We start from the raw sequence: 12,752 nt of genomic DNA on the forward strand, positions 1-12,752 counted from the left end.
GTTATCTATATAGTGAAAAGCACTAATCATCTCTTTCTATACTGCGCCCAATAGTGTTCTCGAGAACTGTCCGTCCTGCTGGTCGGGACGAGGAGAAGGTCATGCGGGTTTTGGTGTTGGGCAGCGGTGTGATTGGTGTGGCCAGTGCGTATTACCTGGCCCGGCAGGGCTTCGAGGTGGTCGTGGTGGACCGGCAGAACGGCCCGGCGCTGGAAACCAGTTTCGCCAACGCCGGCCAGGTATCGCCGGGCTACGCCTCCCCGTGGGCAGCGCCGGGCGTACCGCTGAAGGCGATCAAGTGGTTGTTGCAAAAGCACGCACCCCTCGCGATCAAGGCTACCGCGGATATCGATCAATACCTGTGGATGGCGCAGATGCTGCGCAACTGCACCGCCAGCCGCTATGCGGTGAACAAGGAACGTATGGTGCGGCTGTCCGAATACAGTCGCGATTGCCTCGATGAGCTGCGCAGCGAAACCGGCATCGGCTACGAAGGCCGGCAATTAGGGACTACGCAGTTGTTCCGCACCCAGGCGCAACTGGACAATGCCGCTAAGGACATCGCCGTTCTCCAGCAGTCCGGCGTTCCCTTCGAGTTGCTTGATCGTGCAGGTATCGCCCGCGTCGAGCCCGCTCTGGCCAAGGTGACTGACAAACTGGCCGGCGCCTTGCGGCTGCCCAACGACCAGACCGGTGACTGCCAGATTTTCACCGGCAAGCTGGCCGAGATGGCGCAGCAGTTGGGCGTGGAATTCCGCTTCGGTCAGACCATCGAGCGCCTGGATTTCGCCGGCGACCGCATCAATGGCGTATGGATCGACGGCAAGCTGGAAACTGCCGATCGCTACGTGCTCGCCCTTGGCAGTTTCAGCCCGCAGCTGCTCAAGCCGCTGGGCATCAAGGCGCCGGTCTACCCGCTCAAGGGCTACTCGCTGACTGTGCCAATCACCAATGCCGCGATGGCGCCGACCTCGACGATTCTCGACGAGACCTACAAGGTCGCGATCACCCGCTTCGACAACCGGATTCGGGTCGGCGGCATGGCCGAAATCGCTGGCTTTGACCTGAGCCTGAACCCACGTCGGCGCGAGACCCTGGAAATGATCACTGCCGATCTCTACCCGGAGGGCGGCGATTTGCGCCAGGCCGAATTCTGGACCGGACTGCGTCCGGCCACGCCGGATGGCACGCCCATCGTCGGCGCGACCAGCTTCCGTAATTTGTTCCTCAATACCGGTCACGGCACACTGGGCTGGACCATGGCTTGCGGCTCCGGTCGCTTCCTTGCCGACCTGCTGGCGAAGAAGCGCCCGCAGATCAGCGCCGAAGGCCTGGATATCTTCCGTTACAGCCGCACCAAGGAGAGCCCGACCCATGTCACTACAGCGCCTGCGCACTGAAACCCGCTACAGCGAGATCGTCATTCACAACGGCACCGTCTACCTGGCGGGGCAGTTGGCCGATGATTACAGCGGCGACATCGTGCAGCAGACCCGGGAAACCCTGGCCAATATCGACCGCATGCTCGACGAGGCCGGGACCGACAAAACGCGAATTCTCTCGGTGACCATCTACCTCAAGGATATGGCGTGCGATTACGCCGGGCTGAACCAGGCCTGGGATGCCTGGGTGGCCCCAGGCGCAGCCCCGGCCCGCGCGTGCGTGGAAGCGGCCCTGTATGACCCGCACGTCCTGGTTGAGATGACGGTGGTCGCCGCTCAGCCCTGACTCTCGTTTGCCCGGTCCTGCCGGGCTTTTTTATTCATCCGCCAGAAGCCTGAACCATGCGACCTGCCCGCGCCCTGATCGATCTGCACGCCCTTCGCCACAACTACCAGCTGGCCCGCGAACTCTCGGGTGCGCGGGCACTCGCGGTGGTCAAGGCAGATGCATACGGGCACGGCGCGGTGCGCTGTGCCGAGGCGCTGGCCGATCAAGCGGACGGTTTTGCCGTTGCCTGCATCGAAGAGGCGCTGCAACTGCGCAACGCTGGTATTCGCGCGCCGATTCTGCTACTGGAAGGGTTTTTCGAGGCGGACGAGCTGGCGCTGATCGAACAGCATGAGCTGTGGTGTGTCGTTCATTCGCTGTGGCAGCTGGAAGTGATTGAGCGCAGTGCGGTGCGCACGCCGTTGACCGTCTGGCTGAAAATGGACAGCGGCATGCACCGCGTGGGCCTGGCCCCGGCGGATTATCAGGCCGCCTATCGACGGCTATTGGCCACCGGCAAGGTCGCCAAAATTGTATTGATGAGTCATTTCGCCCGCGCCGACGAACTGGACTGCCCGCGCAGCGAAGAGCAGCTCGCGGTGTTCGAGCAGGCGCGTGAGGGTTTGGCCGCGGAGGTCAGTCTGCGCAACTCGCCGGCGGTGCTGGGGTGGCCGCAGCTGTTCACCCGGCAGCAAGCCGGAGACTGGGTGAGGCCAGGCATCATGCTCTACGGCGCTACGCCGTTCGAGCAGGCTCAGGACGCCGCCGCGCGTCTGCTGCCGGTGATGACGCTGGAGTCGAAGATCATCGCCGTGCGCGAATTGCCGGCCGGCGAGCCGGTGGGTTATGGCGCGCGTTTCGTCAGCGAGCGACCGACCCGAGTCGGCGTGGTCGCCATGGGCTATGCCGACGGCTACCCGCGCCATGCGCCGACAGGCACCCCGATGGCAGTGAACGGCCAGCTGACCCGGCTGATTGGCCGGGTGTCGATGGACATGCTGACGGTGGATCTCAGCGATCTGCCGTCAGCGGGCCTGGGTAGCCGGGTGGAGCTCTGGGGCAAGCAGGTGCTGGCCAGCGATGTCGCAAGCTGCGCCGAGACCATTCCCTATCAGCTGTTCTGCAACCTGCGGCGGGTGCACCTGCTCTACCGTGAGGGTTGAACGACCGCTTGCGCAGAATTTGCGGTCGTGGCGTTGTAAATACTGAACACTGTTGCCATGATACGGCCACTTTCATCCGTATCTTCCCGAGGGGGACTCCATCATTGGACGTCGGTGTTCGACTGCAATCCATTCGCAAACTCAAAGGCCTATCCCAGCGTGAACTCGCCAAGCGGGCAGGCGTCACCAACAGCACCATTTCGATGATCGAGAAGAACAGCGTAAGCCCCTCGATCAGTTCGCTGAAAAAGGTGCTGGCGGGTATTCCCATGTCGCTGGTGGAATTCTTCTCCCTGGAAGTCGAGCAGGACAACCACACCCAGGTTGTCTACAAGGCGGGCGAGCTGATCGATATTTCCGACGGCGCGGTGACCATGAAGCTGGTCGGCAAGGCCCATCCCAGCCGCGCAATCGCCTTCCTTTCCGAAACCTACCCACCAGGTGCCGGCACCGGTGACGACATGCTCACCCATGACGGCGAAGAGGCTGGCATGCTGGTCGAAGGAAGGTTGGAACTTACCGTCGGCAGCGAGACCTATATTCTCGAAACAGGCGACAGCTATTACTTCGAAAGCAGCAAGCCGCATTGCTTTCGTAACCCGTTCGATGTGCCGGCCAAGCTGATCAGCGCCACGACACCGGCAAATTTCTAAACGTACCGGATCGGATCCGCGGCTTGCCGCAGGATCCGCCAGACAGCTCGCCAGGCTGGATAACCCTGCGACATCTGGGTTGTTTCGGCAGGGCGGGCTTCTCGTTATACTGCCGCCTGCTCGCGAAACCGTGGCCGCGGGCGAGACTAGCCACGATGAGGGTGAACGCGTGAACCTAATTAAGAAAATGCTGGTAGCTCCGACTGCCGTATTGGCCCTCTGGGCAGTGGCAGCACAGGCCGCTACCGATGAAGAAATCGCCGAACGTTTGAAGCCTGTCGGCGAAGTCTGCGTCATGGGCGAAGAATGCAAAGGCGTCGGTGCAGTAGCTGCCTCCGCTGGCGGTGCAGCCCGTACTGCTGACGACATCATCGCCAAGCACTGCGGCGCCTGCCATACACCGGGTGTTCTCGGCGCGCCGAAAGTGGGCGACACCGCTGCCTGGAAGGCCCGTGCCGACGCCAAGGGCGGCCTGGATGGAATCCTCGCCACGGCGATTTCCGGGATCAATGCGATGCCGCCGAAAGGCACCTGTGCAGATTGCTCGGATGACGAGCTGCGCGGCGCCATTCAAAAGATGTCCGGTCTGTAAGCGGACCTGCTGTAAGAAAGCCGCCTTCGGGCGGCTTTTTGTTGCCTTGCGTGCAGCACACTGGCCTACCGTGCGGTCCAGCCGCCCCGTTCATGGATGCATCAGGAGGAAGTCCGATGGTGAAGCGCTGTTCGATCGAGCACGCAGTCGATCACGTGTTAAGTGAGCTTGAAGGTCCCATTCATCTGGGGTTGCCACTGGGTCTGGGCAAGCCCAACCAGTGGGTCAATGCGCTTTACGCACGGGTCAGGCAACTGCCGCAGCGCCAGCTGGTGATCTATACCGCGCTCTGCCTGGGCAGGCCGCGTACCGGCAAGGGACTGCAACAGCGTTTTCTCGAGCCGTTCGTCAGCCGCGTATTTGGCGATTATCCCGAACTGGATTTCCTCGCCGATCTGCACCGCGGCAGCTTGCCTGCCAACGTGCGGGTCGAGCAGTTCTTCCTCCAGCCCGGCAGCCTGCTCGACAGCGCCTCGACGCAGCAGAATTACATCAGCAGCAACTACAGCCATGTGGCCCGCGACCTCAACGACAAGGGTTTGAACCTGATTGCCCAACTCGTCGCGGAAGACCCGCAGCGGCCCGGCTATTTCAGCCTCAGCTGCAACCCGGACATCACCCTCGACCTGCTGCCGCTGATCGAACAGCGCCGCGCCGCGGGTGAGACCATTCTGTGCCTGGCCCAGGTTCACGAGGCACTGCCGTACATGGCTGGTGATGCCGAGGTGCCGCGCGAGACCTTCGACCTGCAGGTGCAGGAGACGGATTGCAGCACGCTGTTTTCCACCCCGAACATGCCCATTCAAGTGCAGGACCACTGCATCGGCCTGCACGCCAGCACGTTGGTACGCGACGGCGGCACGCTGCAGATCGGCATCGGCTCCATCGGCGACGCGCTGACCGCCGCCTTGCTGGCGCGGCACGCCGATAACGTCGCCTACCGCGCGCTGCTCGACGATCTGCAATGCCCCTCGCAATGGTCGGCCGAAATTGACAAGACGGGCGGCCTCGACCCGTTCGCCCAGGGGCTGTACGGCTGCAGCGAAATGTTCGTCAACGGGCTGCTGGCGCTGGCCGAGGCGGGCGTCGTGCGCCGGGCGGTCTACCCCGAAGTGGTCGTGCAGCAACTGGCACTTGCCGGCGCCCTGAACGAACACGGGCAGCCGCATGGCGTTCAGGCCCTGCTCGACGCCGGCCTGCCGCCTTGTCTGAATGACCAATCCTTACAGCGCTTGCAGGGAGCTGGTTTGTTGGCCGGTTCGTTGAGCTGGAGTAATGGTCAATTGGCGCTGGCCGATGGGCAGCGCGTGCCGGCTGACCTGCGTGACCCGCAGACCCAGACGGCCCTGCAACCATACCTCGAGGCTGCCCGTGGCGGCGTGGTGGTACATGGCGGCTTCTTTCTCGGGCCTCGGGCGTTCTATCAGCGCTTGCGCGAACTGGAGGCCACCCAGCGCGCGCGCTTCGGCATGACCGGCATCTGTTTCATCAACGAGGCTTACGGCGAGGAGGCGCTCAAGCGTCTGCAGCGCCGCGACGCACGCTTCATCAACACTGCGTTCACCATGACGCTGATGGGCGCAGCGGTGTCCGATCAACTGGAGGACGGCCGCGTGCTCAGCGGCGTCGGCGGGCAATACAACTTCGTCGCCCAGGGCCATGCGCTACCGGGTGCCCGTTCGATTCTGCTGCTGCGCAGCTGGCGCGCTTCCGGCAGCAAGGTCAGCTCGAACATCGTCTGGGATTACGGCCACGTCACCATCCCGCGGCACCTGCGCGACATGGTCGTGACCGAGTACGGCATTGCCGATCTGCGCGGCAAGACCGATGCGCAGGTAATCGAAGCGCTGCTCAATATCAGCGATTCGCGCTTTCAACCGGGATTGATCGAAGAGGCACAGCGGGCGGGCAAGTTGCCCAAGGATTTTCGTCTCGACCCACGGTTCACCGACAACCACCCGGAGCGTTTGCAGGCGCTACAGGCCGGCCATTCGAGACTGTTCGCAGAGTTTCCCCTGGGCAGCGATTTCACGGCCCACGAGCACGACCTGCTGCGTGCACTGGCCTGGCTGAAGAGCCGTCTGAAGCCCGCCGGTGCGCTGGCGCTGCTCCGCGCCGCTGTCGCTGCGCCTGCGCCGCAGGCCTACCCTGGTCAGCTCGAACGCATGGCGCTGACAGCGCCGAACGGCCTGCGCGAAAAGCTCTACCAGCGCTTGCTGCTGGCGGCCTTGCAGGCCACCGCTGCCGTGAGCTGAGCCCGGTCAGTCGAGAAAGCTCACCTGGCCGTTGGCCAGGGAGCTGATGCGTGCAAGGGACTCGACCCGATAGCCCTGTTGGTCGAGTACGCCGCGGCCACTCTGAAAGGATTTTTCGATCACCACGCCAATCCCGGCGATGCTCGCGCCGGCCTGCTTGATCAGGTCGATCAGCGCCTGGGCCGCGTGGCCGTTGGCGAGAAAGTCGTCGATGACCAGCACGTGGTCGGCGGCGCTCAAGTGTTTGGCGGAAATCGCGATGGTGCTCTCGGTCTGCTTGGTGAAGGAAAACACCTTGGAGATGTAGAGGTTGTCCTTGAGCGTCAGCGACTGATACTTGCGTGCGAAGATCACCGGTACGCCGAGTTCCAGGCCGGCCATGATCGCCGGGGCGATGCCCGAGGCCTCGATGGTGACGATCTTGCTGATGTTCTGGCCGGCGAAACGCCCCGCGAACTCATGGCCGATCAGCTGCATCAGCGCAGGGTCGATCTGGTGGTTGAGAAACGCATCGACCTTGAGCACCTGTTCCGAGAGCACGCTGCCTTCTTCGCGAATCTTCTGTTTTAGCGCTTCCACACGTGGTCCTCTCATGATTAGCGTAGCCCGGATGCAATCCGGGGCTACCAGAGCTATGTAGGGTGGATGACGCTTTTTCATCCACCATTGCGATTTGGTGGATGGATGAAGCGCCATCCACCCTACGACTGAACAAACCTATTTCTTATAGCCTGCCATCCCTGGCGCCACCCTGCGGGCCGGCGCAAGCGACCTTTATTTTTTCAGCATCGCCCGCAAATCCGCCAGGGCGGCATTACCGCGGGCGGCCTTGACCTCCACCGGTGCGTCTTCCAGGCCTTCCCACTGCAAATCCTCGGGCGGCAGCTCGTCGAGGAAGCGGCTCGGCGAGCAGTCGATCACTTCACCGTACTGCTTGCGCTTGGAGGCATAGGTAAACGCCAGGGTTTGCCGCGCACGGGTTATACCGACATAGGCCAGGCGGCGCTCTTCCTCGATGGTATCGGCCTCGATGCTGGAGCGGTGCGGGAGGATTTCTTCCTCCATGCCGATGATGAACACGTAGGGGAATTCCAGGCCCTTGGAGGCATGCAGGGTCATCATCTGCACGCCTTCGGCACCTTCCTCTTCCTCCTGCTGGCGTTCGAGCATGTCGCGCAACACCAGTTTGCCGATCGCATCCTCGATGGTCATGTCGCCGTCTTCGTCACGCTCCAGGGTGTTCTTCAGCGCCTCGACAAGGAACCAGACGTTGCCCATGCGCGCGTCGGCGACCTTGTCGTTGGAGGCGTTCTGCCGCAGCCAGTTCTCGTAGTCGATGTCCATCACCATGCTACGCAGCGCGGCGATCGGGTCGTTCTGCGCGCATTCCTGGCGTACTCCGTCCATCCAGCGGGTGAAGCGCGCCAGGCGCTCGGTGAAGCGCGCATCCAAATGTTCGCCTAGGCCCATCTCGCCCGCAGCGGCGTACATGCTGATTTTGCGCTCGGTAGCGTAGTTGCCGAGCTTTTCCAGGGTGGTCGAGCCGATTTCCCGGCGCGGCACGTTGATCACCCGCAGGAAGGCGTTGTCGTCGTCCGGATTGACCAGCAGGCGGAAGTAGCTCATCAGGTCCTTCACCTCCTGGCGGGCGAAGAAACTGGTGCCGCCACTCAGGCGATAGGGAATCTGGTGGTGCTGCAGCTTCAGCTCCATCAGCTTGGCCTGGTAGTTGCCGCGGTAGAGGATGGCGAAGTCGCTGTAGGGGCGGTCGGTGCGCAGGTGCAGCGTGAGGATCTCCATCGCCACCCGCTCGCACTCGGCGTCCTCGTTGCGACAGCGGATCACGCGGATCTCGTCGCCCACGCCCATCTCGCTCCACAGCTGCTTTTCGAAGGCGTGCGGGTTGTTGGCGATCAGGGTGTTGGCGCATTTCAGGATGCGGCTGGTGGAGCGGTAGTTCTGCTCGAGCATCACCACCTTCAGCGAGGGGTAGTCCTCTTTCAGCAGCATCAGGTTTTCCGGGCGCGCGCCGCGCCAGGCGTAGATCGACTGGTCATCGTCGCCGACCACGGTGAACTGGTTGCGCGTACCAACCAGCAGCTTCACCAGCAGGTACTGGCTGGCGTTGGTGTCCTGGTATTCGTCGACCAGCAGGTAGCGAATGCGGTTCTGCCACTTTTCCAGGATGTCGGCGTGCTCTTGGAACAGCTTGACCGGCAGCAAAATCAGGTCGTCGAAATCCACCGCGTTGTACGCCTTGAGCGTGCGCTGGTAGTGCAGGTAGACGATGGCGGCGGTCTGCTCCTTCGGGTTGCGCGCCTCGGCCAGGGCCTGTTCGGGCAGAATCAGCTCGTTCTTCCAGCTGCCGATGTAGTTCTTGATCTCGTCGGCGCCGTCATCGCCTGAGTATTCCTTCTGCATGATGTCGCTGAGCAGCGCCTTGATATCGCCCTCGTCGAAGATCGAAAACCCCGGCTTGTAACCCAGCCGCGCGTATTCCTTGCGGATGATGTTCATCCCCAGGTTGTGGAAGGTCGACACCGTCAGGCCGCGGCCTTCGGCGCCCTGTAGCAGGCTGCCGACGCGCTCCTTCATCTCGCGCGCCGCCTTGTTGGTGAAGGTCATGGCGACGATGTGACGGGCCTGGATGCCGCAGTTCTTCACCAGGTGGGCGATCTTGCGGGTGATCACGCTGGTCTTGCCGGAGCCGGCGCCGGCGAGCACCAGAAGGGGGCCGCCGATGTAATTCACGGCTTCCTGCTGGCGGGGGTTCAGTCGGGACATTGCATCAATCGCCAGGAAGTGGGCGCGCATTTTAGCAGGCCCTGAGCCCTGTGCCGCGACCGTCTGAAACTGTGGCGCAGCGCACGTAATGGCAGAGCGCCAGGCTTGGCTAATTCGATCAATCCAGTACTCTGCTGGACAGCCGCGGCCCTTCAGGGTCGGCCGGTCACGCACCAATGACACATGGATGTGCTCGATTAGACGCCGATAACGGCGCAATCAGGCGGCTCGACCGCCCGCTATTTTTGTGTTTCTGGGGAGGTTGTTTGTCTGCGCTCGTCGAACCGTTGCGGTTGGTCCTGTTGGCTGAAACATCTGAATGGCCTGAGCTGCTGCGCACGCAGCTGAGTGCGCTGGAGGGTGTCTTTCCACTGATCACGGCGCCGTCCTGGGAGGCTGCCAGTGGGCTGTTCAACGGGCAGAGCGGCGGCTTGCTGCTGACTACGCCGGCCCGTCAGCCAGCGTTTGGCTGTTGCCCGTTACCCACCATCCTGTTGCTCGACGAAGAGCCCGCCGAAGCGCCGAGCGGCGTATGCGACTGGCTGGTGCGCGATCAGTTGAGCCTGGATGTGCTGAGGCGCTGCCTGCGTTACGCACGCGAGCAGGGTTCGCTGAAACAGACCCTGCTGCGCCTGGCCGAACAGGATGCGCTGACCGGCGTCGCCAATCGCCAGGGGCTGCACACCTTGCTCGCCGCACGCCTGGCGGAAAACGAAGGCCGCGGCCTGAGCCTGGGTCATCTGGACCTGGATAATTTCCGCCACGCCAACGATGCGCTCGGTTACCAGGCTGGCGATCATTTGATCCTGCAGGTGGTGGCTCGCGTCAAGGCGCAACTGGAGAGCGGCGATCACCTGGCGCGGCTGGGCAGCGACGAGTTTGCCCTGCTGCTCGACACCCGCCACGACCCGCGCCGCGCCGAGCAGGTTGCCGAGCGCATCATCGAAACCCTGTCCGAACCCTACTGGGTCGACGGCGAAAGCCTGCTGCTCGGTTGCAGCCTCGGCTTGGCCCATGCCCGCAGCGGTGAGGGCGCCGACCCGTTGCTGTGGCACGCTCACATCGCCATGCAGCAGGCGAAGAGCCGGCAGGGCTGCACCTTTCATTTCTACGACGACCGCATCAACCGCGACGCGCGCAGCTTGGTGGACCTCGAAGGCGAATTGCGCCGTGCCCTGCGCCGGGACGAGCTGGAGCTGCATTACCAGCCGCGCCTGTGCCTGGACAGCGGCCGCATCGTCGGCCTGGAAGCCCTGGTGCGCTGGCGCCACCGCGAGCGCGGGTTGCTGGCGCCCAACGATTTCGTGCCGTTGGCCGAGGAAAGCGGCCTGATCGTGCCGTTGGGCTACTGGGTGATCGCCCGCGCGTTGCGCGACATGCAGTGGCTGCGCGGGCGCGGTCTGCCGCCGCTGCACATGGCGGTCAACCTGTCGTTCCGCCAGTTTCAGGACAGCCAGTTGCTGCCGACCCTGAGGCGCCTGATCGAGGAGCGTGGCGTCGATGCCCAGTGGCTGGAGTTCGAGCTGACCGAGACGGCCGTGATGCGCCGCAGCGATCAGGTGCAGCAAACCATGCTGGCCCTGGGCGAACTGGGGGTGCGTTTTTCCCTGGACGACTTCGGCACCGGCTTTTCCTCGTTCGTCCACCTGAGCAGCCTGCCGATCACGCTGCTGAAGGTCGACAAGAGCTTTGTCGGCGGCATGGGCGAACGCGCTGAGAGCTGCCAGTTGGTCAAGGCGATGATCAACCTGGCGCACAACCTCAACCTGGAAGTGGTGGCCGAAGGCGTCGAAACTGCCGAGCAGTTGGCCCTGTTGCGCGAATTTGGTTGCGACCAGGTCCAGGGCTATCTGATCAGCAAGGCCCTGCCGCTCAGCGAGTTGGCGCGGTTCCTGATATTCGGCATGCGCCAGCCGCTGCTCGGGCTGCTAAGGCCCTGACGCTCTCGCAGGGCGCAAGGTTTTGCGCGGGTAGCCCGATGCAATCCGGGAACGATCTTCTAACCCACTACCGCTGCCCCTGATTGCCTCCAGGCTTGAGTCGCGCTTTGGTAGGGTGGACATGGCGCAGCCTTGTCCACCGCGCGTCCAGATGGCGGACAAGCCTTCGGCATGTCCTCCCTACGAGATTGCAGGCTTTGCACATAAACCTAGGGTGTACAAAAGCCCGCTTACGCCAAATATGCCTGTTGAGCGGCGGGCGCGGGGCGTAGCAAGCGCGCGGTTTTCCACTCGAAGCCCAGGGTCAGGCCGATGGCTGCGCAGGCCAGGCCGCTGGCCAGCCCCCACCACACGCCCTGCGCACCCCAGCCGAGCGGGAAGGCCAGCAGCCAGGCCAGCGGCGCACCGATCAGCCAGTAACAGCCGAGGCCGACGAAGAAGGTGGTCTTGGCATCTTTCAGGCCGCGGATCGCACCCATGGCGATGGTCTGGATGCCATCGAAAAACTCGAACCAGGCGGCAATCGCCAGCAGCCCGACCGCCAGGGCGGTGATCTCCCCGTAGGCCGGGTCGAGGTGATCGAGAAACAGACCCACCACCCACTGTGGCGCCAGCCAGAACAGTGCGGCAAAACCGAGCATGCAGCCCGCGCCAATGCCGATACCCAGGCGTCCGGCGCGCTGCGCCTCAAGCAAGCGGCCGGCGCCGAAGTGCTGGCCGATGCGAAACGTCACGGCGTAGGAAATCCCCACCGGCACCATGAAGGCCACGTACACCGACATGATCGCGATCTGGTGCGCGGCGAGTTCGACGCTGCCCAGCGCGCCCATGCACAGCGCGGCGAAGGCGAACAGACCGGACTCCACCGCATAGGTGCCGCCGATGGGCAGGCCAAGGCGCAGCAACTCCTTCAGGTCGGCCCAGATAGGGCGCAACAGGCCGCGCCAGAGCGGATAGGCGGCATAGGCGCGGTGCCGCATCAGGTGCCAGGCCAGGAGCAAGGCCATCGCGTTCATCACCAGCGCGGTGACCAGGCCGATTCCGCCCAGGCCGAGGGACGGCAAGCCGAACCAGCCCTTGATCAGCGCGTAATTGAGGACGAAGTTGGCCAGCGCTCCACCAATGCTGATCGCCATGATCGGCCCGGGGCGGCCGATCGCGGCGGTGAAGCCGCGCAGCGCCATGAAGGTCATGTAGCCGGGCAGGGCGAACACCAAGGTGGAAAGAAACTGCATGGCGCCGGCGACGTTCATCGGCAGCTGGCCGAACTGCAGCAGCAGCGCTTCTAGATTCCACAGGCCCAGCCCGGCCAGCAACGCGAGCGCCCAGCCCAGCCACAAACCGCTCTGGGTAAGGCGGGTGACGCCGGCGGTATCCCCGGCACCGTGACGGATCGCCACCAGATTGCCGACCGCGGCAATTACCCCGACGCAGAAGATCGATACGAAGGAATAACTGGCCGCGCCGAGGCCGCCGCCGGCTAACGCTTCAGGCCCGAGCAGGCCCATCATCACCGTATCGGTGAATACCATCACCACATGGGCCAGTTGTGCGGCGATCAACGGGCCGGCCAGGCGCAGAATGGCGCGCAGTTCGCTGTGCAGGGTATCGCTCATGATGAGTATGGCTCACTGAAAGGCTTGCCCAGGATTTGC

The 12,752-nt window shown here is 63.4% G+C and carries 10 protein-coding genes; 7 read left to right on the forward strand and 3 right to left on the reverse strand.

The features are described 5' to 3' along the window. Positions 1–101 precede the first annotated feature (101 nt). The 6 genes from dadA (at position 102) to ACX0MV_RS16510 (ending at position 6,373) form a co-directional block, all read left to right on the forward strand. On the forward strand, positions 102–1,400 hold the full coding sequence (gene dadA, locus ACX0MV_RS16485; protein ID WP_458983605.1) for a D-amino acid dehydrogenase: 1,299 nt from the start codon (positions 102–104) through the stop codon (positions 1,398–1,400). Beyond that, on the forward strand, positions 1,375–1,728 hold the full coding sequence (locus ACX0MV_RS16490; protein WP_458983606.1) for a RidA family protein: 354 nt from the start codon (positions 1,375–1,377) through the stop codon (positions 1,726–1,728). Before dadA ends, ACX0MV_RS16490 begins: the two co-directional genes overlap by 26 nt. Positions 1,729–1,784: 56 nt before the next feature. Next, positions 1,785–2,873, forward strand: coding sequence for an alanine racemase (alr, locus tag ACX0MV_RS16495; RefSeq protein ID WP_458983607.1), 1,089 nt, complete (start codon positions 1,785–1,787; stop codon positions 2,871–2,873). Between the two features lie 104 nt (positions 2,874–2,977). Further along, positions 2,978–3,526, forward strand: a complete 549-nt coding sequence (locus ACX0MV_RS16500) for a cupin domain-containing protein (RefSeq protein ID WP_458983608.1) — start codon at positions 2,978–2,980, stop codon at positions 3,524–3,526. 169 nt (positions 3,527–3,695) lie between these two features. Beyond that, on the forward strand, positions 3,696–4,118 hold the full coding sequence (locus tag ACX0MV_RS16505; RefSeq protein WP_458983609.1) for a c-type cytochrome: 423 nt from the start codon (positions 3,696–3,698) through the stop codon (positions 4,116–4,118). A 116-nt stretch (positions 4,119–4,234) separates the two neighbouring features. After that, complete coding sequence (locus ACX0MV_RS16510; protein WP_458983610.1) at positions 4,235–6,373, forward strand: acetyl-CoA hydrolase/transferase C-terminal domain-containing protein; 2,139 nt, start codon at positions 4,235–4,237, stop codon at positions 6,371–6,373. 6 nt (positions 6,374–6,379) lie between these two features. Here the strand turns inward: ACX0MV_RS16510 and ACX0MV_RS16515 are convergent, their stop codons facing one another. After that, complete coding sequence (locus ACX0MV_RS16515; protein ID WP_458983611.1) at positions 6,380–6,952, reverse strand: xanthine phosphoribosyltransferase; 573 nt, start codon at positions 6,950–6,952, stop codon at positions 6,380–6,382. A 195-nt stretch (positions 6,953–7,147) separates the two neighbouring features. Continuing rightward, positions 7,148–9,157, reverse strand: coding sequence for a DNA helicase Rep (gene rep / locus ACX0MV_RS16520; protein WP_458983612.1), 2,010 nt, complete (start codon positions 9,155–9,157; stop codon positions 7,148–7,150). Positions 9,158–9,423: 266 nt separating this feature from the next. Here rep and ACX0MV_RS16525 point away from each other — a divergent pair, with 266 nt between their 5' ends. Beyond that, positions 9,424–11,097 (forward strand): putative bifunctional diguanylate cyclase/phosphodiesterase, encoded by a 1,674-nt coding sequence (locus tag ACX0MV_RS16525; protein WP_458983613.1) that lies wholly within the window; start codon positions 9,424–9,426, stop codon positions 11,095–11,097. 230 nt (positions 11,098–11,327) lie between these two features. On the opposite strand, the gene ACX0MV_RS16530 is transcribed toward ACX0MV_RS16525, so the two are convergent. Further along, a complete protein-coding gene (locus tag ACX0MV_RS16530) occupies positions 11,328–12,713 on the reverse strand; it encodes a NorM family multidrug efflux MATE transporter (protein WP_458983614.1) in 1,386 nt (461 codons plus the stop codon). Between the last annotated feature and the right edge of the window lie 39 nt (positions 12,714–12,752).

The sequence above is a fragment of the Pseudomonas cistanchae genome, assembly GCF_054483635.1.